The 25,544-nt window shown below is 64.0% G+C and carries 22 protein-coding genes; 17 read left to right on the plus strand and 5 right to left on the minus strand.

Going from position 1 to position 25,544, the window contains the following annotated elements:
- Positions 1-278 (minus strand): transposase (locus tag BMW49_RS14430; protein ID WP_139205703.1); only part of this gene is annotated, 278 nt, incomplete at its 3' end.
- Between the two features lie 930 nt (positions 279-1,208).
- Between BMW49_RS14430 and BMW49_RS14435 the strand changes: the two genes are divergently transcribed.
- From BMW49_RS14435 to BMW49_RS14445, 3 genes are all read left to right on the plus strand, one after another.
- Positions 1,209-2,030: a hypothetical protein gene (locus BMW49_RS14435; RefSeq protein ID WP_208600971.1), complete on the plus strand. Its 822-nt coding sequence runs from the start codon at positions 1,209-1,211 to the stop codon at positions 2,028-2,030.
- A 363-nt stretch (positions 2,031-2,393) separates the two neighbouring features.
- The gene (locus BMW49_RS14440) at positions 2,394-2,876 is read left to right on the plus strand and encodes a BRO-N domain-containing protein (protein WP_069520627.1); all 483 of its coding nucleotides are present in this window, start codon (positions 2,394-2,396) and stop codon (positions 2,874-2,876) included.
- 255 nt (positions 2,877-3,131) lie between these two features.
- Positions 3,132-3,659, plus strand: coding sequence for an REP-associated tyrosine transposase (locus BMW49_RS14445; protein ID WP_069520624.1), 528 nt, complete (start codon positions 3,132-3,134; stop codon positions 3,657-3,659).
- Positions 3,660-3,828: 169 nt separating this feature from the next.
- Here BMW49_RS14445 and BMW49_RS14450 read toward each other — a convergent pair whose 3' ends face one another.
- Together BMW49_RS14450 and aptA are read right to left on the minus strand one after the other, a co-directional pair.
- Positions 3,829-5,325: a CoA-acylating methylmalonate-semialdehyde dehydrogenase gene (locus tag BMW49_RS14450; RefSeq protein WP_069520622.1), complete on the minus strand. Its 1,497-nt coding sequence runs from the start codon at positions 5,323-5,325 to the stop codon at positions 3,829-3,831.
- Between the two features lie 82 nt (positions 5,326-5,407).
- Positions 5,408-6,754: an omega-aminotransferase AptA gene (gene aptA / locus BMW49_RS14455; protein ID WP_069520620.1), complete on the minus strand. Its 1,347-nt coding sequence runs from the start codon at positions 6,752-6,754 to the stop codon at positions 5,408-5,410.
- 181 nt (positions 6,755-6,935) lie between these two features.
- On the opposite strand from aptA, the gene BMW49_RS14460 reads away from it, so the two are divergent.
- The 8 genes from BMW49_RS14460 to BMW49_RS14495 all read left to right on the plus strand — a co-directional run bounded on the left by BMW49_RS14460 (position 6,936) and on the right by BMW49_RS14495 (position 16,061).
- Entirely contained in the window at positions 6,936-7,853 is a 918-nt protein-coding gene (locus tag BMW49_RS14460) for a LysR family transcriptional regulator (RefSeq protein ID WP_069520618.1), read from the plus strand.
- Positions 7,854-8,178: 325 nt separating this feature from the next.
- Complete coding sequence (locus BMW49_RS14465; RefSeq protein ID WP_069520616.1) at positions 8,179-9,534, plus strand: uracil-xanthine permease family protein; 1,356 nt, start codon at positions 8,179-8,181, stop codon at positions 9,532-9,534.
- A gap of 84 nt (positions 9,535-9,618) precedes the next feature.
- Complete coding sequence (locus tag BMW49_RS14470) at positions 9,619-10,542, plus strand: aldo/keto reductase (RefSeq protein ID WP_069520614.1); 924 nt, start codon at positions 9,619-9,621, stop codon at positions 10,540-10,542.
- Positions 10,543-10,555: 13 nt separating this feature from the next.
- The gene (locus BMW49_RS14475; protein WP_069520612.1) at positions 10,556-11,842 is read left to right on the plus strand and encodes an NTP/NDP exchange transporter; all 1,287 of its coding nucleotides are present in this window, start codon (positions 10,556-10,558) and stop codon (positions 11,840-11,842) included.
- A 170-nt stretch (positions 11,843-12,012) separates the two neighbouring features.
- Positions 12,013-12,675, plus strand: a complete 663-nt coding sequence (locus tag BMW49_RS14480) for a TetR/AcrR family transcriptional regulator (protein ID WP_069520610.1) — start codon at positions 12,013-12,015, stop codon at positions 12,673-12,675.
- A gap of 94 nt (positions 12,676-12,769) precedes the next feature.
- Positions 12,770-14,656, plus strand: coding sequence for a PhoX family protein (locus BMW49_RS14485; RefSeq protein WP_069520608.1), 1,887 nt, complete (start codon positions 12,770-12,772; stop codon positions 14,654-14,656).
- Positions 14,657-14,899: 243 nt separating this feature from the next.
- Positions 14,900-15,499: an IMPACT family protein gene (locus BMW49_RS14490; protein WP_069520606.1), complete on the plus strand. Its 600-nt coding sequence runs from the start codon at positions 14,900-14,902 to the stop codon at positions 15,497-15,499.
- A 16-nt stretch (positions 15,500-15,515) separates the two neighbouring features.
- Positions 15,516-16,061, plus strand: coding sequence for a COG3904 family protein (locus BMW49_RS14495; protein ID WP_069520604.1), 546 nt, complete (start codon positions 15,516-15,518; stop codon positions 16,059-16,061).
- A gap of 87 nt (positions 16,062-16,148) precedes the next feature.
- Here the strand turns inward: BMW49_RS14495 and BMW49_RS14500 are convergent, their stop codons facing one another.
- Positions 16,149-17,462 carry a CitMHS family transporter gene (locus BMW49_RS14500; RefSeq protein WP_069520602.1) on the minus strand — a complete coding sequence of 438 codons (1,314 nt, stop codon included), beginning with the start codon at positions 17,460-17,462 and terminating at the stop codon, positions 16,149-16,151.
- A gap of 434 nt (positions 17,463-17,896) precedes the next feature.
- Here BMW49_RS14500 and BMW49_RS14505 point away from each other — a divergent pair, with 434 nt between their 5' ends.
- The 3 genes from BMW49_RS14505 to BMW49_RS14515 all read left to right on the plus strand — a co-directional run bounded on the left by BMW49_RS14505 (position 17,897) and on the right by BMW49_RS14515 (position 21,699).
- The gene (locus BMW49_RS14505; RefSeq protein WP_069520600.1) at positions 17,897-19,471 is read left to right on the plus strand and encodes an ABC transporter ATP-binding protein; all 1,575 of its coding nucleotides are present in this window, start codon (positions 17,897-17,899) and stop codon (positions 19,469-19,471) included.
- Between the two features lie 10 nt (positions 19,472-19,481).
- Positions 19,482-20,579 (plus strand): ABC transporter permease, encoded by a 1,098-nt coding sequence (locus BMW49_RS14510; protein ID WP_069520598.1) that lies wholly within the window; start codon positions 19,482-19,484, stop codon positions 20,577-20,579.
- 193 nt (positions 20,580-20,772) lie between these two features.
- Positions 20,773-21,699 carry an ABC transporter permease gene (locus BMW49_RS14515; protein ID WP_069520596.1) on the plus strand — a complete coding sequence of 309 codons (927 nt, stop codon included), beginning with the start codon at positions 20,773-20,775 and terminating at the stop codon, positions 21,697-21,699.
- A gap of 75 nt (positions 21,700-21,774) precedes the next feature.
- Here the strand turns inward: BMW49_RS14515 and BMW49_RS14520 are convergent, their stop codons facing one another.
- Positions 21,775-22,188 (minus strand): hypothetical protein, encoded by a 414-nt coding sequence (locus BMW49_RS14520; RefSeq protein WP_069520594.1) that lies wholly within the window; start codon positions 22,186-22,188, stop codon positions 21,775-21,777.
- 82 nt (positions 22,189-22,270) lie between these two features.
- On the opposite strand from BMW49_RS14520, the gene BMW49_RS14525 reads away from it, so the two are divergent.
- The 3 genes from BMW49_RS14525 to BMW49_RS14535 all read left to right on the plus strand — a co-directional run bounded on the left by BMW49_RS14525 (position 22,271) and on the right by BMW49_RS14535 (position 25,462).
- The gene (locus tag BMW49_RS14525; protein ID WP_069520591.1) at positions 22,271-22,621 is read left to right on the plus strand and encodes a MerR family DNA-binding transcriptional regulator; all 351 of its coding nucleotides are present in this window, start codon (positions 22,271-22,273) and stop codon (positions 22,619-22,621) included.
- A 133-nt stretch (positions 22,622-22,754) separates the two neighbouring features.
- Positions 22,755-24,110: an 8-oxoguanine deaminase gene (locus BMW49_RS14530; RefSeq protein ID WP_069520589.1), complete on the plus strand. Its 1,356-nt coding sequence runs from the start codon at positions 22,755-22,757 to the stop codon at positions 24,108-24,110.
- Positions 24,111-24,379: 269 nt separating this feature from the next.
- The gene (locus tag BMW49_RS14535) at positions 24,380-25,462 is read left to right on the plus strand and encodes a BMP family ABC transporter substrate-binding protein (protein ID WP_069520587.1); all 1,083 of its coding nucleotides are present in this window, start codon (positions 24,380-24,382) and stop codon (positions 25,460-25,462) included.
- Positions 25,463-25,544: the final 82 nt, after the last annotated feature.

A 25,544-nucleotide genomic window follows, 5' to 3' on the forward strand; every position in this document is an offset into this window, starting at 1 on the left:
AAGAGCGCGGTGGCCTTTTTTAGGATCGACTTTTCCCGCTCCAGCCGGTTGATCCGGGCTTCCAGTTCTTGGATCTTTTGCTGCTCGGGTGTCAGCGCTTTGCTGGTCGGGGTTACACCGTTTCTCTCTTGTTGAAGCTGGCTTACCCATCGGCGCAAGGCCGACTCAACCAACCCGAGCGAGCGGGCTGCATCGGTATGACTGTAGCCTTGGTCGAGTACCAGGCTGGCTGCCTCGCGTTTGAACTCAGGAGTAAACGTACGGCGTTGTTTGGTCATCAGACACCTCTCTTATGGCGAGCATTCTCACCTTAAATGGGTGTCCGGGTTTAGTAGACCACTACACTCCTCGATAGATGTATTTTCCACCTATCGAGGTGTCCGGGGAAATTAGACCACTACAACCCGAATACCAACGAGAGCACGTAGGGTGGACAACGCGAAGCTTGTCCACCATTGAAGTCCATACCAAAACATCAGGCATAAGCCAATCGCCCCGTCAGTAGGCCGAGCGGAATCGTTGCGTAGAGGATTGAGCGGCATGGATGCCGCGACGACTACATGGATGTAGGACTAGAGCGACGCAGGATGCCAAAGCCGAGAGCCGCGATGGGCCAGGGATGGCCCTTCGTGAGGAGTCGCCTAGGCCGGCCCCTCGGAGCGGCGATGGAGTGAGGGGAGTCAAGCGCAGCATGACGGGGACGCCTAGTCCCGGATGCAGGGGCACAGCGTTTTTGCTTACTTTTTTCGGGGCCGCCCATCCGGGCGTTTAAAAAAGTGAGGCGCCGTAAGGGCGAAACCTGATGATCAGGCACTGAATAGGCGGCGTCGGAGTGGAGTAGTCTGGGTCACTGCACCAAGGTTAAGGGCAGCGGTGCCTGGGCAAGCGCTTCGCGAATAAAGGCTGGGCGCCCCCTTCGCTCCTACAGGGGGAGCGCTTGCCGCTGGTTTTGAGTTGGCGATGTTTTCGATGTGGCTACGCAGTTGGCCCTGTACGTAAAGGATTAAGGCACACACCAAGATGGTCAGTTGCCCGTGCAAGCGCTGCAGCCAGAAGATTCGGCCGAGCCGTTGTGGCTATATAAGCGGGAAGCGGCAGGCCTGACGGGTTTGCAATAGGCAGGAAGACCGCTCCCGGGTATCGCTTCGCTCAACCCAGGCTACGGGTTAATAGCGGATTACCCCCCCGAACAACAAAGAGAAAAATACATGAGAGTGCCCGCAAAGATCGCCGCAGTAGTCGTCATGACCGCCATCCTGATGGTGTGGGCAGCGGCCTATCCTCTGGCGCAGCTATTACCCAACGAGGCGTTCAGCGACCCTTTTGGGCCGGTATATAACGGCCTCAATGTCTTGTTCACCGCCCTGGCTTTTGGTGGGGTGATCATCACCCTGTTCTTCCAGGCTGATGAGGCCCGTATCGCCCGGCGCGAGGCGGTGGAGCGCTCGATTTACGAGATGTTCCAGACGTTCACCAGCCTCGAATTCCAGACGGTCAAAGACAGCGCCTACCGGGTGCTGCTCACAGCAGTAAAAGACAAGAGCTATGCCGAGTTTCTTGCCAGCCGCTTATTTGTGGTCGAGCAACAAGGTTTTCCGAGCGCCAGTGCACTGCTCGTCCGCTCGCTAGACAGCAAGAAAAAAGACCTCGACGGCGAAGCCCTGGTCGGCGCAGATCGTGATGACCGGCTGATGCTCGATAACATGCTCAACTTCTTCAACATGCTCGCCCAGCGTGAGTCCTCCGGCACGGTGATCAAGCACTGTGACTTCGCCTACGACTGGTGGCGCCCAGTTTTATGGATCCTGGCTCAACTCCAGCTTCAGCGCTACCAAGCCTCACCCACCATCCAGCACTACTGCAAAAACCCACTGGTGAGTGCCACACTCAAGACCCTCGACGAGGCCTACGGGCACGCCCCACTGAAAACGGCCGACGACGTCTGGCGCTATATCAACGACCACCCCAAGCTCCGGGACTTCAACCTCGACCCGGAATACAAAAAGCTGTTGCCGCCCACCGACATGTAGCCGCACCCCTAACCCAGTAGCCTGGGTCGAGCGCAGCGACACCCGGGTAAAGCCCCCATCACACCCCGCCTTGCCATTACCCCACCTGCTCCCTATTCTGCGCAGGCCACGGTCAATCCCGTGGCCGGGTTTGACAGCTCGACGACAAGGCGCGATGTGCCAGAAAGGGGCATGCGAAAACGGCGTTCGTTTTTGCAGGTACCCGCTTGCATGCAGTTTCACACTGCAACGCTCTATGGCAGATCGCGTGGGGAGATCCTCGTGGTCTGCCGGTACTTGTCCCGGTCTGTCAACCCTGCGCGGTCTGCCTCCATCGATTGACAGCGATGAAGGCAGCTCCTGAATCTGACAAGGAGTTAGGGCATGCACGAAACATTTACCCCCATCATCTTCCAACGCCATCACAACCCACTGCGCACGGTGCTGATCGACCGACAACCCTGGTTTGTCGCCAGCGATCTTGGCCGCCTGCTCAACCAGCGCCACGCCGAGCGGTTGTGCAAACGCATGGACGCCGACCAGATCAAGACCATCCACCTGGCCTACCGCAGCGGCAGCGAAGAACAAGTACAGGTGATCAACGTGGCCGGCCTGTACAAAGCGCTGTACCGCTTTCACCACCCGGAGCACCGACAGATCAGCCACTGGTTGAGCCAGGAGGTGATCCCAACCCTGCACGACCAGCAGCACACTGAGGTTAACCAGCCGCGCCGTGTACTGATGGCCTGGCAAGGTACCCGCATCGGCGTGCTCGACTGGCAGGGCGAGCTTTGGGTGCCGCTGCGGCAATTACCGACCTTTAGCCCCTGGCAGGAGTTGCCGGCGCTGCGGCGTTGGTTTGGGTGAGGGCAGGTGGCGAGACCGCTCCCGGGTATCGCTGCGCTCAACCCAGGCTACCCAGCGGTTTGCGACTTACACCGATAGGCGGGAGTTACCGGCGCGACGGCGTTGGTTTGGGTGAGGGCAGGCGGCGAGATCGCTCCCGGGTATCGCTGCGCTCGACCCAGGCTACGCAGTGGATAGCGGCTCGGTAGGTGCTCGACTCGTAGACGTTGATCGGGCTAGGCTTGGGGTGGTTTTTACTGCAAAGGACTGCAGGCCATGGTGCTTTATCGTCGCGACACGACGCCGGGGGCGACCTGGTTTTTTACCCTCGCCCTGGCGAACCGCAAGAGTGATGTGCTGACCGCGCGGGTCGATCTTTTACGGGCCAGCTTTGCCCATGTGATGCGCCTGCATCCCTGGCGCATCGAGGCCATCGTGATTTTGCCAGACCACTTGCATGCGCTCTGTACGCTGCCACCTGGGGATGCCGATTTCGCCGTGCGCTGGCGTTTGATCAAGAGTGGTTTCTCACGTGCCCTGCCGCTCACGGAAGTGCTGACGCGCAGCCGCGAGCACAAAGCCGAACGCGGCATCTGGCAGCGCCGTTATTGGGAGCACCGCATCCGCGACGATGCGGATTTTGCCCGCCATGTCGATTACATCCACCACAACCCACGCAAGCATGGCCATGTGGCCCGCGTGATCGACTGGCCATGGTCATCGTTCCATCGCTATGTCGCGGCCGGGCTCTTGCCGGCTGACTGGGCTGGGGATGACGAGGACATTGCCGGAGAGTGGTTGTAGAAGTAGCGGCCTCCTCAGGTATCGCCCCGGGTGTCGCTTCGCTCAACCCAGGCTACAGGTTCGCAAAAAAGTAGCCTGGGTTGAGCACAGCGATACCCGGGAACAGTCGTCGCCCAAACGCAAAAGGCCGGTCTTGCGACCGGCCTTTTGTTTACTGCACCTCGCTCACTCAGCCATTGCTGGGGAAGGCGAACTGCGCGGCTTCGTGGCTTTTGCGTGCTGGCCAGCGCTGGGTGATGGCTTTGCGCCGGGTGTAGAAGCGCACGCCGTCCGGGCCGTAGGCGTGCAGGTCGCCGAACAGCGAGCGCTTCCAGCCGCCGAAGCTGTGGTAGGCCACCGGTACCGGCAACGGCACGTTGACGCCGACCATGCCGACTTCGATCTCGTCGCAGAACAGCCGCGCCGCTTCACCGTCGCGGGTGAAGATACAGGTGCCGTTACCGTATTCGTGGTCGTTGATCAGCTGCATGGCGGCTTCCAGGCTGCCGACGCGGACGATGCACAGCACCGGGCCGAAGATTTCGTCGGTGTAGATGGTCATTTCCGGGGTCACCTTGTCGAACAGGGTGCCGCCAACGAAGTAACCCTCTTCATGGCCGGCCACCACCAGGTCGCGACCGTCGACCACCAGGCTGGCGCCCTGGGCCACGCCGGCGTCGATATAGCCTTTGACCTTGTCCCGCGCTGCTGCGGTGACCAGCGGGCCCATGTCCAGGCCGCAGGTGGTGCCGGCGCCGATTTTCAGGGCTTTGATCTGCGGGACGATCTTCTCGACCAGTGCATCGGCGATCTGATCGCCCACGCACACGGCCACCGAGATGGCCATGCAGCGCTCGCCGCAGGAGCCGTAGGCCGCACCCATCAGTGCGCTGACGGCGTTGTCCAGGTCGGCGTCGGGCATCAGTACGGCGTGGTTTTTCGCGCCGCCCAGGGCCTGTACGCGCTTGCCGCGCTTGGTGCCTTCGCTGTAGATGTATTCGGCAATCGGCGTGGAGCCGACGAAGCTCAGGGCTTTGACGTCCGGCGCTGCGATCAGCGCATCGACCGCCTGCTTGTCGCCGTGCACCACATTGAGCACGCCTTTGGGCAGGCCAGCTTCGAGCAGCAGCTCGGCGATGTACAGGGTGGAGCTGGGGTCGCGCTCGGACGGCTTGAGGATAAAGCAGTTGCCGCAGACGATGGCCAGCGGGTACATCCACAACGGCACCATGGCCGGGAAGTTGAACGGGGTGATGCCGGCGACCACACCGATGGGCTGGAAGTCGCTCCAGGCGTCGATGTTCGGGCCAACGTTGCGGTTGTATTCACCCTTGAGCAGCTCGGGCGCGCCGCAGGCGTATTCAACGTTTTCGATGCCGCGCTTGAGCTCACCGACGGCGTCTTCCACGGTCTTGCCGTGTTCTTCGCTGATCAGCTGGGCGATCTTGTCTTCGTGCTGCTCGAGCAGTTGCTTGAAGCGGAACATCACCTGGGCGCGCTTGGCCGGTGGGGCGTTGCGCCAGGCCGGGAAGGCTGCTTTGGCGCTGGCGATGGCCTGGTCCATGGTGGCCTGGTCAGCCAGGGCGACCTCGCGGCTCGCCGCGCCAGTGGAGGGGTTGAACACCGGCGCCGAGCGGCCCGTGCCGGTGACGCGTTCGCCATTGATCAGGTGGGGAATAAGGCTCATAAACACTCCAAAGTCGTGGGTGGCGGGAGGGGCTTTGGCCGCTACGGTACAGGCTGTCGCGGCTAAAGCCCCGCCCACAGGATTAATCGACGCGCTGCAGGGCGTCGCCGACGGCGTTGAATACGCGGTCGAGGTCGTCCATTTTGGCGTTGAACATGGGGCCAAACTGCAGGGTATCGCCACCAAAGCGCACGTAGAAGCCGGCCTTCCACAGGGCGATGCCGGCCTCGAACGGGCGCACCACCGGGTCACCGTCGCGCGGGGCCAGTTGCAGGGCACCGGCCAGGCCGCAGTTGCGGATGTCGACGATATGCTTGGCGCCCTTGAGGCCATGCAGCGCTGCACCGAATTTCGGCGCCAGCTCGGCGGACTGCTGAATCAGGTTCTCGCGCTTGAGCAGCTCCAGCGACGCCAGGCCGGCGGCGCAAGCGACCGGGTGAGCGGAGTAGGTGTAGCCATGGGTGAACTCGACCATGTGCTCGGGCGAGGGCTGCTGCATAAAGGTGTTGTAGATCTCGCTGCTGGCGATCACCGCCCCCAGGGGGATGGCACCGTTGGTGATCTGCTTGGCGGCGTTGAGGATGTCCGGGGTCACGCCAAAGTACTCGGCGCCGGTCCAGGTGCCCATGCGACCAAAGGCGGTGATCACTTCGTCGAAGATCAGCAGGATATTGTGCTGCGTGCAGATCTCGCGCAGGCGCTGCAGGTAGCCGGTGGGCGGCACGATAACGCCGGCCGAGCCAGACATCGGCTCGACGATCACCGCGGCGATGTTCGAGGCATCGTGCAGTTCGATCAGCTTGAGCAGCTCGTTGGCCAGCTCCACGCCGCCGGTTTCGGCCATGCCGTTGGTGTACGCCAGGTGCGGCTGCAGGGTGTGCGGCAGGTGGTCGACGTCCATAAACTGGCCGTACATTTTGCGGTTGCCGCCGATGCCGCCCAGGCTGGTGCCGGCTATGTTGACGCCGTGGTAGCCACGGGCGCGGCCGATAAATTTGGTCTTGGCCGGCTGGCCTTTGAGGCGCCAGTACGCCTTGGCCATTTTCACCGCGGTGTCGGCGCACTCGGAGCCCGAGCCGGTGTAGAAGACATGGTTGAGGTCGCCCGGCGCCAGCTCGGCCAGTTGCTCGGCGAGCTTGAACGAGCCAGCATGGCCGTACTGGAAGCCCGGCGAGTAATCGAGGGTGCCGAGTTGCTTGGCCACCGCGTCCTGAATTTCCTTGCGCGAGTGACCGGCGCCGCAGGTCCACAGGCCCGACAGGCTGTCGTAGATCTTGCGGCCCTGGTCGTCATACAGCCAGCTGCCTTCGGCGCCGACGATCAAGCGCGGGTCGCGCTGGAAGCTGCGGTTGGCGGTAAACGGCATCCAGTGCGCATCCAGCTTGAGCTGGCTGGCCAGGGAGGAAGTTTCGGTCTGCGGCATATTCATCGGTGGCCTCGCACTCGAAGGTATCGTGGGAGGGGCTTTAGCCGCGACAAACAGAAGACCGACAGCCGTCGCGGCTAAAGCCCCTCCCACAAGAGTTGAATCAGTTGCCAGTAAAGGTGCCACGGGCATAGAGTCAGTAAAACGCGACTCTTCTTAACTTCAGTTAGCCCGGTACTAAACAATGAGCACCCGCCGCCCCGATCCGCTGGCCCAGGTCAGCGACTTCGATATCCGCCTGCTCAAGCTGTTTCGCAGCGTAGTCGACTGCGGCGGTTTTTCGGCGGCCGAAAGTGCCCTGGGCATCGGCCGTTCGGCCATCAGCCAGCAGATGAGCGACCTGGAGCAGCGCCTCGGCCTGCGTCTGTGCCAACGTGGGCGCGCCGGCTTCGCCCTCACCGAAGAAGGCCGCGAGGTGTACCAGAGCACCCTGCAATTGCTGGCGGCGCTGGAAAGTTTTCGCACCGAGGTCAACGGCCTGCACCAGCACCTGCGCGGCGAGCTGAATATCGGCCTGACCGACAACCTGGTGACGGTGCCGCATATGCGCATCACCAACGCCCTGGCGCGCCTCAAGGAGCGCGGCCCGGATGTGCGGGTGAATATCCGCATGACCCCGCCGAGCGAGGTAGAACAAGGCGTGCTCGACGGCCGCCTGCACATCGGCGTGGTACCCCTGGCCAGCCAGCTGTCGGGCCTGGACTACCAGGCGCTGTACGACGAGCGCTCACGCCTGTACTGCGCGGTCGGCCACCCGCTGTTCTACGTCGATGACCAGCAACTGAGCGACACCCGTCTGGACGCCCAGGAGGCGATTGCGCCGACCTTCCGCCTGCCGCCCGAGGTGCAGCGCCACTACCAGGCACTGGCCTGCACCGCCAGCGCCTCGGACCGCGAGGGCATGGCGTTTCTGATCCTTACCGGGCGCTATATCGGTTACCTGCCCGACCACTACGCCCAGGCCTGGGTGCAGCAGGGCCGCTTGCGTGTACTCAAACCCGCCAGCCGCTACTACGACATCAGCCTGGCCTCGGTCACGCGCAAAGGCCGCCGCCCGCACCTGGTGCTGGAGAGCTTTCTTGAGTCGTTGGCGATATCTTGAGGGGTGGTGTGCACTTTGGTGGTGCACCTGCAGAGCAGCTGGTAGATCGCACACAGAATGCTACAAGATCGTATACAAACCACAGGACAAGGCTTTCGCCTGCATGAGCACTTAAAGCTGACGATTTGGACAGCTTATTGCATTGCGTCGTTGGCCTGTGCACCCGTCCTGCGTGCGAACCAAGCATGTGTAGGAGCGAAGGGGGCGCCCAGCCTTTATTCGCGATAAATCGCGACGCGATCACGGCCCTATCGCGAATAAATTCGCTCCTACAGTATCGGGTTCGGCACACACCCATTACGTCATCGCCTTACGGAAAGCCTCCATGACCACAGATTCGTCACCCTCCTCCGACCTGCTCTACGGCCTCGACGACCGTCCTGAACCGCTGCCGGCGTTTTTCGCGGCGCTGCAGCATGTGCTGGCCTGTTTTGTCGGCATTATCACCCCGACGCTGATCATCGGCGGCGTGCTCGGGCTGGCCGAGCAGTTGCCCTACCTGATCAGCATGGGCCTGATGGTCTCCGGGGTCGGCACGCTGATCCAGGCGCGCCGTCCGTTCGGCATTGGCGCCGGGATGATCTGCGTGCAGGGCACCAGCTTCGCCTTTCTCAGCGCGGTGCTCGGCGCCGGGTTGATGGTCAAGGCACGCGGCGGCAGCCCGGACGACATCTTGGCGATGATCTTCGGCGTGTGCTTTTTCGGCGCCTTTATCGAAATGATTTTGAGCCGCTTTATCGGCCGCCTGCAGCGCATCGTCACGCCGCTGGTGACCGGCATCGTCATCACCATCATCGGCGTCAGCCTGATCAAGGTCGGCATCACCGACGTCGGTGGCGGGGTCAACGCGGCGAACTTCGGCGCGCCGATCAACCTGGCCCTGGGCGCCCTGGTGCTGGTGATCATCATCGCACTCAACCGCCTGAACAACGCCTGGCTGCGCCTGTCGGCGATCATCATCGGTTTGCTGGTCGGCTGCCTGGCGGCCTGGTTCAGCGGTGTGCTGGTGCCCAAGGCCCTGCCCGACCTGCCGCTGGTGAGCCTGCCGATACCCTTCCGTTATGGCTTCGCCTTCGACTGGATGGCGTTCATCCCGGTGGCGCTGATCTACCTGATTACCGCCATCGAAACCACCGGCGACCTGACCGCCAACTGCATGATCTCCAGGCAGCCGATCAAAGGCCCCGAGTACCTGCAGCGGATCAAGGGCGGTGTGTTCGGCGACGGCATCAGCTCGCTGATCGCCGCCGTGTTCAACACCTTCCCCAACACCACCTTCAGCCAGAACAACGGCGTGATCCAGCTCTCCGGCGTGGCCAGCCGTTACGTGGGCTATTACATCGGCGCCATTCTGATCGTGCTGGGGCTGTTCCCGCTGATCGGCGCGGTGTTGCAGCAGATCCCCAAGCCGGTGCTCGGCGGCGCGACACTGGTGATGTTCGGCAGCGTCGCCGCCGCCGGCATCCGCATCCTCGCCCAGGCGCCGCTGGACCGCCGCAGCCTGTTGATCATGGCCACCAGCTTTGGCATCGGCCTGGGTGTGTCGAGCCAGCCCGAGCTGCTCAACCAGATGCCGCAACTGGTGCAGAACGTGTTCGGCTCGGCGATCACCAGCGGCGGCCTGACGGCCATCCTGATGAATCTGCTGCTGCCCCTGGAGCCGGAGCGAAACAGCAGGTAACAACTGGGCGGGGTGAGGGCTTGGCGATCAAGGTCAGACGTCTATGCTAGGTCCTTTGTTGCGCCACTCTGGAGGATGCTCCCCATGCCCAGCCGTCGTCATATTCTCGGTCGCAGCGCGCAGTTGCTGGCCCTTGCGGCCGCCGCGCCCTGGCTGCCCAGCCTGGCCTTCGCCGACCCCAGCCAGATGCTCCAGAGGGCCATTCCCAGCTCCGGTGAAAAGCTGCCGGTGATCGGCCTGGGCACCTCGCGGACCTTTGAGGTCAGCCTGGATGACGCCAGCCTGGAGCCGCTGGAGAAGGTGATGCGCACCTTGATCAACGGCGGTGCCCGGCTGATCGACACCGCCCCCAGTTATGGCAACGCCGAAGCGGTGACCGGTGAGTTACTCCAGCGTACCGGGACGAAAAAACGCGCCTTTCTCGCCAGCAAGCTTTCCGCCACCGGCCGTGAGCGCGGCCTGGCGCAGTTCGAGAACAGCCTCAAGGCCCTGCAAACCGACAAGCTCGACCTGGTGCAGGTGCACAACCTGCAAGACACCCAGACCCAGTTGGCGCTGTTGCGCGAGCTAAAGGCCGAGGGCCGGGTGCGCTATATCGGCATCACCCACTACCTCGACCACGCCCATGACGACCTGCTCGCCGTGCTGGCCAAGGAGCCGGTCGACTTCGTCCAGTTCAACTACTCGGTGGGCGAGCGCAATGCGGAGAAACGCCTGCTGCCCTACTGCGCCGACCACGGTATCGCCACCCTGATCAACCGCCCGTTCCAGCGGGCGCAGTTGCTTTCGCGGGTCAAGGGCAAACCGCTGCCGGACTGGGCCTCCACCGAAGCCGACTCGACCTCCTGGGCGCAACTCTTGCTCAAGTTTATCCTCGCCAACGAAGCGGTCACCGCGGTAATCCCGGCCACCTCCAACCCGCGCTATATGGCCGACAACCTCAAGGCCGGTATCGGCCGCCTGCCGGATGCGGCGCTGCGCGCGAAGATCGTCGAGGCGTTCAGTTAGTGTCAGCCTGCGCATGACACCCGCCCAGCGCCTGGTCCAGGCGATCAACGCGCGCCCGGCGGAACTGTCGGCCGCGCTGTGCGGCTTTGCCCTGTTCTTCTGCCTGTTCAGCGGCTATTTCATGCTGCGGCCGATCCGCGAAGCCATGGGCATCCAGGGCGGTGTGGAGAACCTGCAGTGGCTGTTTACCGCAACCTTCTTCGTCATGCTCGCGGCAGTGCCGCTGTTCGCCTGGCTCAACTCCAAGGTGCCACGGGCGCGCTATATCGATTGGGTCTACGGGGTATTCATCAGCCAGTTGCTGCTGTTCGCCGTGCTGTTCCAGCAAGACGCCGACGCCGTGTGGCTGGCGCGTACCTTCTATGTGTGGATCTCGGTCTACAACCTGTTCGTGGTCTCGGTGGCCTGGAGCCTGATGGCCGATGTGTTCGACAGCGAACAGGCGCGGCGGCTGTTCGCCTTTATCGCCGCCGGCGCCAGTTGCGGCGGCCTGGCGGGCCCGGCCGCTGGCGCGCTGCTGGTCGACGGGCTGGGCCAGGCCGGGCTGATTTTCAGTGCCGCGGGGCTGCTCGGTTTGGCCGTGCTGGCCAAGCAGCACCTGATGCACTGGCGCGCCCTGGCCGGCGCTGGCCGCCCTGGTGCAGCACCCAGCGAGAGCCCGCGTCTGCCGGTGCTGGGCAACCCGTTCAGCGGCCTGAGCCGGGTGCTCGGCTCGCGCTATCTGCTGGGCATCAGCGCCTTCGTGATTCTTCTGGCCACCGCCAGCACCTTTCTCTACTTCGAGCAGGCGCGTTTGGTGGAGCAGACCTTTAGCGACCGCAACGAACAGATCCGCGTGTTCGGCCTGATCGACTTCGCCGTGCAGGCCCTGGCGCTGCTGACCCAGCTGTTTATCACCGGCCGCGTGGCCCAGCGCTTTGGCTTGCGCGCCCTGCTGGCCGGAGTGCCGGTGCTGGTCTGCCTGGGGTTTATCGCCCTGGCCCTGGCACCCACCTTCGCCATGCTCGCGGCGCTGATGATCATGCGCCGGGTCGGCGAATACGCCTTCGTGCGCCCTGGCCGGGAAATGCTTTTCGCCCCGCTGGATGCCGAGAGCAAATACAAGGCGAAGAACTTTATCGACACCGTGGTCTACCGCGCTGGCGACGCGGTCAGCGCCTGGGCCAAAACCCTGCTCGATATGCTCGCCAATGGCATCCTGGTCGCCGCCCTGGCAGGCGCGGCTTGCGCCGCGCTCTGGGGTGCGCTGGGCTGGTATTTGGGTGGGCGTCGCCCGGAGCCGGTCGAACCCAAGCACTAACAGCGCCACCCACCAAAACCGTGCAGCCCTTAACTGGCGCGCCCAGCGGCAGTGCAGCAGTAGACTCAAGGGTCACTTCCTGCACTTTTTCAGCATCACGCGCTTGTCACCCGGCCAGACGTGCGGTATCAGTGCAGTCGCTCCGCTCCCTGACCTGTTCGGAATTGCCCATGACCTTCGCCGTCCCCGCGCACAGCACCAACCCCGCCAACAAGCCCGCCGGGCGCATCCGCCAGAAGAACGAAGAAGCCATTCTCGCGGCCGCCGAAGAAGAATTCGCCCGCCATGGCTTCAAGGGCACCAGCATGAACACCATCGCGCAGACTGTCGGGCTGCCGAAGGCCAATCTGCACTACTACTTCACCAACAAGCTGGGCCTGTACCTGGCCGTGCTAAGCAATATCCTTGATCTATGGGACAGCACCTTCAACACCCTGACCGTCGACGACGACCCGGCCGAGGCCATGGCCCGCTACATTCGCGCGAAGATGGAATTTTCCCGGCGCTACCCCAAGGCGTCGCGGATTTTCGCCATGGAGGTGATCAGCGGCGGTGAGTGTCTGTCCGAATACTTCAACCAGGACTACCTGAGCTGGTTTCGCGGCCGCGCAGCCGTGTTCGAGGCCTGGATCGCCGCCGGCAAAATGGACCCGGTCGACCCGGTGCATCTGATCTTCCTGCTCTGGAGCAGCACCCAGCACTACGCCGACTTCGCCTCCCAGGTCTGCCGAGTCACTGGCCGGCCGCGCCTGACCAAACAGGACATCGAGCACGCCGGCAACAACCTTATCCACATCATCCTCAAAGGTTGCGGCCTCACCCCGCCCGCCTGAGGGCACGCCCCAGAGCGAAGCACTGAGCGCTGTCATCGCATCGTCATAAACGCTTTCTAGCATGCACCCCCTAACCTGATGGGGAGCTGCCTGCATGAACGATAACCAACTGACTGACATGGAACGTCTGGTGCTTAGCCGCCGCCGCTTTATCGGTGCAGGGGCCCTGGCCGGAGCCGCGCTGTTTCTCGGCGGCGGCCTGCTGGGCCGTAGCGCCCTGGCCAATGCTATCAATGCCATATCGGTCAGCCCGCTGATGGGCTTCGCCAACCTGCCCGCCAGCACCGCCGACACCATCACCCTGCCGCCCGGCTACCAGTTCGACGTACTGATCAGTTGGGGCCAGCCGCTGCATGCCGACTCCACGCCCTACCGCGGCGACGGCAGCCACAACGCGGCCGAACAGCTCGGCCAGTTTGGCGAAAACAACGACGGCATGAGCTTCTTCCCCTGGCCCGGCGAGCCGGACCGCGCGCTGATGGCGATCAACAACGAATACTCCAACTACGGCTACCTGCTGGCCCACGGCCAACCGCCGCAGTCACTGGAAGACGTGCGCAAGGCCCAGGCCGCCGTCGGCGTGACGGTGATCGAAGTGCGCCGCAACAATGGCGCCTGGCAGTTCGTCCAGGCCTCGCGTTACAACCGGCGCATCCACGCCAACTTGCCGATCGCCGTCGGCGGCCCGGCACGCGGCCATGAGCTGCTGAAGACCGCCACTGACCCGCTGGGCATCGAGGTGCTCGGCACCTTCCAGAACTGCGCCAACGGCATGACGCCCTGGGGCACCTACCTGACCTGCGAAGAAAACTTTAGCGACTGCTTCGGCAGCAGCGACGCCAACCTGGCCCTGAGCGCGGATCAAAAGCGCTACAGCGTGCAGCACGCCGGTGCGAGCGATAACCGCTGGCACCTGTACGACGAGCGCTTCGACATCGCTCGCCACCCCAACGAGCTGAACCGCCACGGCTGGGTCACCGAGATCGATCCGTTCGATCCCAGCTCCACGCCAATCAAGCGCACCGCCCTGGGCCGCTTCAAGCACGAAAACGCGGCCATCACCACCAGCCGTGACGGCCGCGTGGTGGTGTACATGGGCGATGACGAGCGCGGCGAGTTCATCTACAAGTTCGTCAGCCGTGACCGCTTCAAGGCCAACGACACCGCCGCCAACCGCCACCTGCTCGACCACGGCACGCTGTACGTGGCCAAACTCGATGCCAGCGGCGATCAGCCACGCGGCCAGGGCCGCTGGGTCGAGCTGACCGCGGGCAAGAACGGCCTGACCGCCGCCAATGGCTTCAGCGACCAGGGCAATGTACTGATCCGCACCCGCCAGGCCGCCAGCCATGTCGGCGCCACGCGCATGGACCGTCCCGAGTGGATCGCTGTCAGCCCGAAAGACGGCCAGGTCTATTGCACCCTGACCAACAACAGCAAGCGTGGCAGCGAAGGCCAGCCGGTGGACGCCGCCAACCCGCGCGAGAACAACCTCTACGGGCAGATTCTGCGCTGGCGCGAAAATGCTGACGATGCCGCAGCCCTGCAGTTCGACTGGGACCTCTACGTGGTCGCCGGCAACCCGGACGTTCACCCCGGCAGCGCCAACGCCGGCTCGGCCAACGTCAACGCCGAGAACATGTTCAACAGCCCCGATGGCCTGGCCTTTGATGCGGATGGTCGGCTGTGGATCCAGACCGACGGCAACTACAGCAACAGCGGCGACTTCGCCGGCATGGGCAACAACCAGATGCTCTGCGCCGACCCGGTCAGCGGTGAGATCCGCCGCTTTATGGTCGGCCCACCCGGTTGCGAGGTCACTGGTGTGTCCTTCGCCCCGGACCAGCGCGCGATGTTTATCGGCATCCAGCACCCCGGCGAAGGCGGCGGTTCGAGCTTCCCCGACCACCAGGCCGGCATGCGCCCGCGCTCCTCGGTGGTGGTTATCCGCCGTGAAGATGGCGGCGTGATCGGCGCCTGACCCCGCGCCCCCCCCGCTCGAAAAACGCCCGCCAGGCTTATACTGGCGGGCGTTTTTTATGGCGATGCCCCAGTTGACTGTTGCGGCCCCGACGCTGCTTGTGTAGGAGCGAATTTATTCGCGATAGATCGTGAAATCGCTGCAAACGTCGCGGCTACAACAGAGCTCCACCCGCCCCTCCCACGCACTGCCATTTGATGGTAGAAGCGACAATAGCCCTCACAGCCTGATACCCCAGCCACCATGCCCTTCACCCTGCTTGCCCCTAGCCAATACCGCGAAGAAATTCGCAAAAGCCGCTTTCTTGCCCTCGCAGCCCCGGTGAGCAACGCCGAGCAGGCGATAGCATTTTTAGCAGCCCACAGTGATGCGAGCGCCAGCCACAACTGCTGGGCGTGGAAGGTCGGCCAGCAATACCGCTTCAGCGACGACGGCGAACCAGGCGGCACCGCTGGGCGGCCCATTCTCGCGGCCATCGAAGGCCAGGATATGGACCAGGTGGCGGTACTGGTGATCCGCTGGTACGGCGGCATCCAGCTTGGCACCGGTGGCCTGGCCCGCGCCTACGGCGGCAGCGCCAGCAAATGCCTGCAGGCCGCCGAGCGCATCGAGCAGGTGGCGCAGCAGCAGGTCAGCCTGCACTGCCCGTTCGCCGACCTGGCGTTGGTCAAGGCGCGCCTGGGCGACTTCGCCTGCCAGCTGGATGCGGAAACCTTCGATGCCCACGGCGCCCTGCTCAGCCTGAGCGTACCCGAGGCGCAACTCGACGCCCTGCAACAGGCTCTGGCCGACCTCAGCCGTGGACGCCTGGTGCTGCAGCCGGGTATCGTCGCCGCCACCTGAACCCAGAGATTCGCCCATGCCTGTCTTTCCGCCCATGCTGGCTCTGTTCGGCGCCCTGCTGCTGTGCGCGCCGGTCCATGCCCGTGTCGAGGTGGCAGCCGAGGGCACGCTGTTGGCGGTAAAGATCGCCGAAGACATTGCCAGCGGCGATTACGAACGCCTGCTCAAGGGCCTGCGCGCCAACCCGGGCACCTTCACCCGCAAAGTAGCGCTGCTCGACAACCTCGGCGGCCACGCGGCCGAAGCCATGCGCATGGGTCGCCTGCTGCGCGAAACCGGCTTCGAGGTATTGGTGCCCAGCGACGGGGTGTGCCAGGGCAGCTGCATTTACCTGCTGGCCGCCGGCACCCGCCGCACCATCAAGGGCGCAGTGGGCATGCACCGTCCCTACTTCGCCCATGGCGACAGCGTGCACGGCAATGCCGGCGACCGGGCGAACCCGGCCGCCTACTTCAAGGCAATGGGGGTTGATGCACGCCTGGCGGCGGACATGCAGGCAACCGAGCCACGGCGCATGAAACTGCTCAGCGCCAAGGACCTGGCAGGCTATCGGCTGAACTAGGGTCTGTTGACGTTTCGTCGCGAGCCGCGAACGAAACGTCAACAGACCCTAGGCCTCGCCCGCACTCAGCGGGCGAGGCCTTGCCTATCAGAACAGACCCATGGCCCAAGCAGCGCCGAACAGCACCAGCGAGAAGCCCCACATCCACCACAGCGAGTAGCGAATGTGCCGGCCCAGGTCGAGCCCGGCCAGGCCCAGGGCCAGCCAGAGTGCCGGCGAGAACGGGCTGATAAAGGTGCCGATGATATTGCCGATGGTCAGCGCATAGACCACCGAGGCAGCATCGACGCCCTGGTTGCCGACCACTTCCAGGGTCACTGGGAGCAGACCGAAGTAATAGGCGTCGGTGCTCAGCATCAACTCCATCGGCAGGCCGAACAGGCCGAGCACGATATGCAGCTGGCCGACCAGCGGCGCGGGCAACACTTGCACCAGGTCCTGAGCGATGGAGGTGAGCATGCCGGTGCCGGTCAGAATGCCGAGCATCGAACCGGCCGCCAGGATGATCATGCCCATGCTCAGCGCCGCCGGCGAATGCGCGGCGATGCGTTGCATCTGCGCCTTGCCACCCGGGTAGTTGAGCAGCAGCGCCAGCGACAGACCGATCATAAAGATGTAACCGGCCGGCAGCAGGCCGGTGAACAGTGCCACCAGCACCAGCACAAACAGCCCGGCGTTGAGCCACAGCCGCGTCGGACGCTCCAGGGCGCGCTCCTCGTCGCTGATCTCACCCAAGGCGTTGCTGGTTTCTACCAATACTTCGTTATCGGCCAGGCCCGTACCGGCGGCGATGCGCCGCTGCTCACGCCAGCCGAGCAGCGCGGCCAGGGCGATCAGCAGCACCACACCAATCGCCTGCACAGCGATCAGCGGACGCCACAGTTCGGTCACGTCGATACCGGTAACAGCCGCCGCACGACCCAGCGGGCCAGCCCAGGGCAGCATATTGAAGATACCGGCGCCGAGGGCCAGCAACAGCAGCATCAGGTAGGGGCTCATGCGCAGCTGCTTGTACAGCGGCAGCAGCGCCGGAATGGTCAGCAGGAAGGTGGTCGCACCGGCCCCATCGAGGTGGGCGAGCATGCCGATCACTGCCGTGGCCACGGTTACCGCGATCACATTGCCGCGCGTGAGGCGGACCATGCCGTTGATCAACGGCCGGAACAGGCCGGTGTCTTGCAGCACGCCAAAGAAGGTGATGGCGAAGACAAACATGGTGGCGATCGCCATGACTCGGCCGATGCCATCGGTGAAGAATCCGGAAATCGCCTCCGGGCCAAAGCCGGCGGCCAGCGCCCCGAGCAACGGGACCACAATCAGCGGCAGGACGGGCGACATGCGCCCAATGAGTAACAGCACTACCAGGCTACAAATGGTCAACAGACCGATCAGGGTCAACAAACCGCGTTCTCCTCTTTGTTTTTGTGGAGCGTTTTTTGTAGCGGTGCATGACTGGCCATACGTACCCTGTAGGGGCGGATTTATTCGCGATGGTCTCGCGAATGCCGCGAATAAATTCGCCCCTGCACGGACGCATCAGCTCACCCAGGCATCGCTCTATTTACGGGTGTGCATGCGCACGACGGCACGCAGGCTAAAGACCGAACCTTTCACCAGCCTTTACCCGAGGCGTATTGGCGGGACCGTTTGTCAGGGGATGTGTCATCGCCGCGACCCAGTTTGGCGCCTGGAAGACCCAGCCACGCACCACAAAAGGGCGCACAGCGACCGCGTGATCAGCCAGCACCACTGGCCGGTAGCGCTTGAAGGTTTTCTGACTCACTGGCCAGGTTTTTGCTTTAACCAGCGCAGTTTGCCATTCCCGAGCCCTGCCCATGCCCACCCCAACGTCACCGCCGCGCCTGCAGCTCACGGCCATCAGCAAGCAATACCCCGGCTGCCTGGCCAACGACCGCATTGACCTGAGCATCGCCCCTGGGGAAATCCGCGCCTTGCTCGGCGAAAACGGCGCCGGCAAAAGCACCCTGATGAAGATCATCTACGGCGTCACCCAGCCCAGCAGCGGCGAGCTGCGCTGGCACGGCGAGGTCATGAAGATGCGCGACCCGGCCATGGCCCGCGGCCTGGGCATCGGCATGGTGTTCCAGCACTTCTCGCTGTTCGAGACCCTCACCGTGGCCGAGAACATCGCCCTGGCCATGGGCACGGCTGCCGGCACGCCGAAGCAGCTGGAGCCGCAGATCCGCGAAGTGTCGCAGCGCTACGGCATGGCCCTGGAACCGAGCCGCCTGGTGCACAGCCTGTCCATCGGCGAGCGTCAGCGGGTAGAAATCGTCCGCTGCCTGATGCAGGACATCAAACTGCTGATCCTCGACGAGCCGACCTCGGTACTCACCCCGCAGGAGGCCGACGAGCTGTTCGTCACCCTGCGCCGCCTGGCCGCCGAGGGCTGCAGCATTCTGTTTATCAGCCACAAACTCGGCGAAGTGCGCGCGCTCTGCCAGAGCGCCACGGTGCTGCGCGGCGGCCGGGTATCCGGGCATTGCGTACCGGCCGAGTGCTCTGACCTGGAGCTGGCGCGGCTGATGGTCGGCGACGCCGAAGGCCTGGAGAGCAGCTACCCGAAAGTCAGCGGCGGCCTGCCGCGCCTGCGTGTCGATGACCTCAGCTGGCACAACCCCGACCCGTTCGGCTGCTCGCTGAGCCAGATCCGCCTGGAGGTGCGCAGCGGCGAGATCGTCGGCATCGCCGGGGTCGCCGGCAATGGCCAGGACGAACTGCTCGCCCTGCTCAGCGGCGAAACCCGCCTGGCGCGCGGCGAGCAAGCGCGCGTCAGCCTGGACGGCGCGCCCATCGCCCACCTCTATCCCGATGCACGGCGTACGCTGGGCCTGGCTTTTGTCCCCGCCGAACGCCTCGGTCATGGCGCCGTGCCGGACCTGTCGCTGAGCGACAACGCCCTGCTCACCGCCTTCCAGCAGGGCCTGGTCAGCCGTGGCCTGGTGCAGCGCGGCAAGGTACGCGAACTGGCCGATGAGATCATTCGCCGCTTTGCGGTGAAAACCCCGAACGCCAATGCCGCCGCGCGCAGCCTGTCCGGCGGCAACCTGCAGAAATTCATCCTCGGCCGCGAGATTCTGCAAAACCCGAAACTGCTGGTGGCCGCGCACCCGACCTGGGGCGTGGACGTTGGCGCGGCGGCGGCGATTCACCGCGCGCTGATTGCCCTGCGTGATGCCGGCGCAGCGATTCTGGTGATCTCCGAAGACCTCGACGAGCTGTTCCAGATCAGCGACCGCATCGGCGCGCTGTGCAGCGGCAAGCTCTCGCCCTTGGCCGCCACCGCACACACCGAAGCGGTGGAAGTCGGCCGCTGGATGGCCGGCGAGTTCGCCCCGGTCGCCCCCTCGCATTCACCCGCCGCAGCTCCCGCTGCCGCGCCGCTCTGACGGAGTCGTCATGCTGTTATCCCTGGAACCACGCGGTGAACAATCGCGCCCCATGCTCTGGCTGTCGCCACTGCTCGCCGCCGTGCTGACGCTGCTCAGCGGCTCGCTGCTGTTCGCCCTGCTTGGTCACGACCCGCTGGAAACCCTGCACACCCTGCTGATCGCGCCGTTGGCCGATTGGTATGGCGTGTCGGAACTGCTGGTCAAGGCGCTGCCGATTCTGCTCTGCGCCCTCGGCCTGGCGGTGGCTTACCAGGCACGCATCTGGAACATCGGCGCCGAAGGCCAGTTGCTGCTCGGCGCCCTGGCCGGCAGCGCCATGGCCCTGCAACTGCTCGACATGGACAGCCGCTGGGCGCTGGTCTGGGTGGTGCTCGCCGGCACCGTAGCGGGCGCGGCCTGGGCCGGCATCACCGCCTGGCTGCGCACCCAGTTCAATGCCAACGAAATCCTCACCAGCATCATGCTCAACTACATCGCGCTGAACCTGCTGCTGTTCTTCGTGCATGGCCCGCTGAAAGACCCGGCAGGTTTCAACTTCCCCGAGTCGGCGATGTTCGGCGATGCCAGCCGCCTGCCGCTGGTTAGCGAGGACGGCCGCCTGCACGGCGGCCTGTACCTGGCGCTGCTGGCGCTGGTGGCAGTGTGGGTGCTGCTGCAGAAGAGCTTTCTCGGTTTTCAGATCAAGGTGCTCGGCCTCGACCGCCGCGCGGCGGGCTTTGTCGGCTTTCGCGAAAAGCGCCTGGTGTGGTTCGCCCTGCTGGTCAGCGGCGCACTGGCCGGTATGGCCGGCGTCGGCGAAGTGGCCGGCCCGATTGGCCAGTTGGTGCCCCAGGTATCGCCGGGCTATGGCTACGCGGCGATCACCGTGGCCTTTCTCGGGCGCCTCAACCCGCTCGGCATCGTCGCCGCCAGCCTGCTGATGGCGCTGCTCTACCTGGGCGGCGAAAACGCGCAGATGACCATGAACCTGCCCCAGGCGATCACCCAACTCTTTCAGGGAATGATGCTGTTCTTCCTGCTCGCCTGCGATGTGCTGATTTTGTATCGGCCACGGTTGAAGTGGAAATGGGCGCAGCGCAAGGCGCTCGCCGAGGCGACCACCTGACTGTGGGAGGGGCTGGGCGGCATTCCGCTTTAGCCGCGACTGCTTCTACATCGATACAGCGTCGCGGCTACGACTGCATGGATGCAGGAGGTAGAGCGAAGCAGGATGCCAGAGCCGAAAGCCCCTCCCACAAGTCAGATAACCGACATCATTTTTACCTGCCGCGCTTAGCGCGCAGCTTGAGGCTTCAAATATGGATCTCGACCTACTAAGCAACATTCTCTACGCCATGGTCCGCACCGGTACGCCGCTGCTGCTGGTGGCCCTCGGTGAGCTGATCTGCGAGAAGAGCGGCGTGCTCAACCTCGGCCAGGAAGGCATGATGCTGTTCGGCGCGGTGATCGGTTTTATTGTCGCCCTGGCCACCGGCAACCTGTGGCTCGGCGTGCTGCTGGCGATGGCTGCCGGCATGCTCCTGTCGATGCTGTTCGCCGCTGTGGCCCTGGGTTTCAACGCCAACCAGGTGGCCACCGGCCTGGCCCTGACCATCTTCGGCGTGGGCCTGTCGACCTTCGTCGGCGCGGCCTGGGTCGGCAAGCCGCTGTCGGGCTTCGAGCCCATCGCCATCCCGCTGCTGTCGGAGATCCCACTGATCGGGCGCATGCTGTTCGCCCAGGACGTGCTGATCTACTTGTCCTTCGCCCTGTTCGCTCTGGTCGCCTGGGTGCTGCTGAAAAGCCGCATCGGCCTGATTATCCAGGCTGTCGGCGAAAGCCCCGACGCGGCCAGCGCCATGGGCTTGCCGGTGCTGCGCGTGCGTACCCTGGCGGTGCTGTTCGGCGGCGCCATGGCCGGTTTGGCCGGTGGTTACCTGTCGCTGGCCTACACGCCCATGTGGGCCGAGAACATGACCGCCGGCCGCGGCTGGATCGCCCTGGCCCTGGTGGTGTTCGCCAGTTGGCGGGTCTTCCGCGTGCTGCTCGGCGCCTACCTGTTCGGCCTGGCCAGCATCCTCCACCTGGTCGCCCAGGGCATCGGCCTGTCGATCCCGTCCAACCTGCTGGCGATGCTGCCCTATGTCGCGACCATCGTGGTGCTGGTGCTGCTTTCACGCGATGCGATCAAGACCCGCCTGTACGCACCAGTCTCCCTGGGCCAACCTTGGCAGCCAGGGCATTGAGGTTTAACCGTCGCGGCTAAAGCCCCTCCCACAGCACCAGTGCAGCCTGTGGGACCGGCTTTTGTGGGAGGGGCTTTAGCAGCGATATGCTTCTGGCGGTCTCACCGGCCACGCCTGCGCCACACACCAGACCAGTTCAAAGAAAAGGAAGATCGCGATCAGTAGCGTCGCGCCCTGGCTCAATGCGTAGATCTGCCAGGTGGAAAACAGCAGTCGACCGGCCGCGTCGTAGCGGCCAAAAGCGAGCTGCGGGTCGCGGATCCGTAGTACCGACCAGACGCAGACGATTGACCCCATCAGGTTGGCCATCAGCAGGTGCATAGGCTCGAAAGGTGGCAACACGCCGGGCAGGCCCAGACTATGGTGCAGGCTCTGCAGTAGGCCATGCAGGGCCATGAAACTCCAAGGCGTGACGAAAGCGGCAGTCACCAACAGGTCATACCAGCCACTGGCGCGTATTAGCCGGCGATAGTGTTCGTGAGTCCACATGAGCGTTGCTCCAGTCATTCAGGGAGCACCCAGGCTAAGGCCTGGAGTATGCTCCAAGGTCAACCCCCTACCGAGCTCGAACATGCGTATCGGAGAATTGGCCGAAGCCTGCGACGTGAGCCGCGACACCCTGCGTTTCTATGAGCAGCGCGGACTGATCGCCGCGCGGCGCAGCAGCAACGGCTACCGCGACTACCCCGCCGAGATGGTGCAACTGGTCAGCTACATCAAGACCGCCCAGCGCCTGGGTTTCAACCTTGGCGAGATCGGTAGCCATGTCGGCGGCCTGTGGCAGGCCAGCGACCCGGATCAGGCCGTAGCCCAGCTACTGCAGGACAAGCTGGTACTGATCGAGAGCCGCATCGACGAACTGCAGCAACTGAGAGGCGAGCTGCTGCAGCGCCTTTCTACCAGTTGCCCGTTGCGCTCCTGACACGCGCAACACATTGCATGCGGACCATAAAGTCAGCTACCGTCACCACACGTTTCCACCAAAAAACCTGGATCAGCAGACAGGGTTAACACTGAGCTGGCTTACCTGACATCAATCTCAGAGGAGCCTGCTCGTGGCAGCTACCCGAATCTGGATCAAGAACCCCCTCGCTGTTTTTACCGCCAATAACCAGAACGCCGCCGGCGGTCTGGTGATTGAGAACGGTGTGATTGCCGAATTGCTCGGCACCGGCCAGCAGCCTTCGCTGCCCTGCCAGCAGACCTTCGATGCCCGCGCGCATGTGCTGCTGCCGGGGCTGATCAACACCCATCACCACTTCTACCAGACCCTTACTCGCGCCTGGGCGCCGGTGGTCAATCAGCCGTTGTTCCCCTGGCTGAAAACCCTGTACCCGGTGTGGGCGCGGCTGACCCCGGAGAAGCTGGCCCTGGCCAGCAAGGTAGCGCTGGCCGAGCTGTTGCTCTCCGGTTGCAGCACGGCGGCCGACCACCACTACCTGTTCCCCGACGGACTGGAGCAGGCCATCGACGTGCAGGTCGAGGTGGTGCGTGAGCTGGGCATGCGCGCCATGCTGACCCGTGGCTCGATGAGCCTGGGCGAGGCTGACGGCGGCCTGCCGCCCCAGCAAACGGTGCAGACCGGCGAGGCGATCCTGGCCGATAGCCAACGCCTGGTCGCGCAGTACCACGAGCGCGGCGCCGGCGCGCAGATCCAGATCGCCCTGGCACCCTGCTCGCCCTTCTCGGTAACGCCCGCGATCATGCGCCAGAGTGCAGAACTGGCAGAGCAACTGGACGTGCGCCTGCACACCCACCTGGCGGAAACCCTGGACGAAGAGGACTTCTGCCTGCAGCGCTTCGGCCTGCGCACCGTGGATTACCTGGACAGCGTCGGCTGGCTCGGCCCACGCACCTGGCTAGCCCATGGCATCCACTTCAACCCGGACGAAATCGCCCGCCTCGGCGCCGCTGGCACCGGCATCTGCCATTGCCCCAGCTCGAATATGCGCCTGGCGTCGGGCATCTGCCCCAGCGTCGACCTGGAAGCAGCCGGCGCACCACTGGGCCTGGGGGTCGACGGCTCGGCCTCCAATGATGCCTCGAACATGCTCCTCGAAACGCGCCAGGCCCTGTATATCCAGCGCCTGCGCTATGGCGCGCAGGCGATTACCCCCGAGCGCGTACTGGGCTGGGCCACCCGTGGCTCGGCACGCCTGCTCGGACGCAGCGATATTGGCGAACTGGCAGTGGGCAAGCAGGCCGACCTGGCGCTGTTCAAGCTCGACGAGCTGCGTTTCTCCGGCAGCCACGACCCCATCTCGGCCTTGCTGCTGTGCGGCGCCGAACGCGCCGACCGGATGATGATCGGCGGCACCTGGCGGGTCATCGATGGGCAGATTGAGGGCCTGGACGTGGCGCAGCTGATCGCCGACCACCGCCAGGCGGCCAAGCAACTGGTAGACGGCTAAACACCGCGCGCACCGCAAGGCCGCTGGTGCGCGCGGCACACCCTACGAACCGTCACAGCCAGTAGCCTGGGTTGAGCGCAGCGATACCCGGGGCCGCACCATGACGCAGCACAAGACATCGGCTGCGCACCAAGGCTGCTCGCCCCTGACAGCACCACTGCCTGCAAACCGTGCGCCCAGGCTTATCTGTCTTGTTGGTCAGCTTTTTGCAATCAAGGGATCAGCCAACCAACAGCTATCCCAAACACAAGACTGGAGTTCCACCGACCATGTTCGAGAAGAGCAAAAAACCGCTGCTGCGCGCCCTTGTCGCCGCCCTGGGTTTCAGCGCCACCCTGAGCGCTTCCGCCGCCGATCCGCTGAAGGTCGGCTTCGTCTATATCGGCCCGATTGGCGACCACGGCTGGACCTACCAGCATGAGCAGGGTCGTCAGGCGGTGATCAAGGAGCTGGGCGACAAGGTCGAGACCAGCTACGTGGAAAACGTGCCGGAAGGTGCAGACGCCGAGCGCGTCATCCGCAATATGGCTAAAGGCGGTTATGACCTGATTTTCACCACCTCTTTCGGCTATATGAACCCCACGCTGAAAGTCGCCAAGCAATTCCCCAAGGTCACGTTCGAGCATGCCACCGGCTACAAGCAGGACAAGAACCTCGGCACCTACCTGTCGCGCTCCTATGAAGGCCGTTACGTCGGCGGTTTCCTCGCCGCGAAGATGACCAAGACCAAGAAAATCGGCTATGTCGCCTCCTTCCCGATCCCGGAAGTGATCCGCGATATCAACGCCATCCAGCTGGCCCTGGACAAGTACAACCCCGGTACCGAAATCAAGGTGGTGTGGGTCAACTCCTGGTTCGATCCGGGCAAGGAATCCGATGCTGCCAACGCGTTGATCGACCAGGGCGTGGACGTGGTGTTCCAGCACACCGACAGCCCGGCGCCGATCCAGACCGCCGAACGTCGTGGCGTTTACTCCGTGGGCTACGCCTCGGACATGGCGCACTTCGGGCCTAAGGCCGTGCTCACCTCGATCGTCAACGACTGGGGCCCGCACTACGTCAAATCCACCCAGGCGGTGATCGACGGCACCTGGAAGCCCGAAGATTTCTGGGGCGGCCTGACAGAAGACACCATCAAGCTGCCGATCAGCGACCTGGTGCCGGCGGATGTGAAAGCTGAAGCTGAGCAGATCATCGCCGACATCAAGAGCGGCGCCTTCCACCCGTTCACCGGCCCGATCAAGGACCAGAGCGGCGTAGAAAAAATCCCGGCCGGCGTCGCGGCGACCAACGCCGAACTGGCCTCGATGAACTACTACGTGGAAAACGTAAAGGCTGAATTGCCGAAGTAAGGCATTCGCCAAACCTTGTGGGAGGGGCTTTAGCCGCGAGCTGTTTAATTGTCGCGGCTAAAACGGGTCGCCGTCCGGCCCT

Origin of the sequence: Pseudomonas cuatrocienegasensis, from assembly GCF_900110925.1 — a bacterium.
Taxonomy (GTDB): domain Bacteria; phylum Pseudomonadota; class Gammaproteobacteria; order Pseudomonadales; family Pseudomonadaceae; genus Aquipseudomonas; species Aquipseudomonas cuatrocienegasensis.

Coding starts and splice junctions, on each gene's coding strand:
- BMW49_RS14435 (WP_208600971.1), top strand. CDS start 1,209: ATGAGAGTGCCCGCAAAGATCGCCGCAGTAGTCGTCATGACCGCCATC.
- BMW49_RS14440 (WP_069520627.1), top strand. CDS start 2,394: ATGCACGAAACATTTACCCCCATCATCTTCCAACGCCATCACAACCCA.
- BMW49_RS14445 (WP_069520624.1), top strand. CDS start 3,132: ATGGTGCTTTATCGTCGCGACACGACGCCGGGGGCGACCTGGTTTTTT.
- BMW49_RS14450 (WP_069520622.1), bottom strand. CDS start 5,325: ATGAGCCTTATTCCCCACCTGATCAATGGCGAACGCGTCACCGGCACG.
- aptA (WP_069520620.1), bottom strand. CDS start 6,754: ATGAATATGCCGCAGACCGAAACTTCCTCCCTGGCCAGCCAGCTCAAG.
- BMW49_RS14460 (WP_069520618.1), top strand. CDS start 6,936: ATGAGCACCCGCCGCCCCGATCCGCTGGCCCAGGTCAGCGACTTCGAT.
- BMW49_RS14465 (WP_069520616.1), top strand. CDS start 8,179: ATGACCACAGATTCGTCACCCTCCTCCGACCTGCTCTACGGCCTCGAC.
- BMW49_RS14470 (WP_069520614.1), top strand. CDS start 9,619: ATGCCCAGCCGTCGTCATATTCTCGGTCGCAGCGCGCAGTTGCTGGCC.
- BMW49_RS14475 (WP_069520612.1), top strand. CDS start 10,556: ATGACACCCGCCCAGCGCCTGGTCCAGGCGATCAACGCGCGCCCGGCG.
- BMW49_RS14480 (WP_069520610.1), top strand. CDS start 12,013: ATGACCTTCGCCGTCCCCGCGCACAGCACCAACCCCGCCAACAAGCCC.
- BMW49_RS14485 (WP_069520608.1), top strand. CDS start 12,770: ATGAACGATAACCAACTGACTGACATGGAACGTCTGGTGCTTAGCCGC.
- BMW49_RS14490 (WP_069520606.1), top strand. CDS start 14,900: ATGCCCTTCACCCTGCTTGCCCCTAGCCAATACCGCGAAGAAATTCGC.
- BMW49_RS14495 (WP_069520604.1), top strand. CDS start 15,516: ATGCCTGTCTTTCCGCCCATGCTGGCTCTGTTCGGCGCCCTGCTGCTG.
- BMW49_RS14505 (WP_069520600.1), top strand. CDS start 17,897: ATGCCCACCCCAACGTCACCGCCGCGCCTGCAGCTCACGGCCATCAGC.
- BMW49_RS14510 (WP_069520598.1), top strand. CDS start 19,482: ATGCTGTTATCCCTGGAACCACGCGGTGAACAATCGCGCCCCATGCTC.
- BMW49_RS14515 (WP_069520596.1), top strand. CDS start 20,773: ATGGATCTCGACCTACTAAGCAACATTCTCTACGCCATGGTCCGCACC.
- BMW49_RS14520 (WP_069520594.1), bottom strand. CDS start 22,188: ATGTGGACTCACGAACACTATCGCCGGCTAATACGCGCCAGTGGCTGG.
- BMW49_RS14525 (WP_069520591.1), top strand. CDS start 22,271: ATGCGTATCGGAGAATTGGCCGAAGCCTGCGACGTGAGCCGCGACACC.
- BMW49_RS14535 (WP_069520587.1), top strand. CDS start 24,380: ATGTTCGAGAAGAGCAAAAAACCGCTGCTGCGCGCCCTTGTCGCCGCC.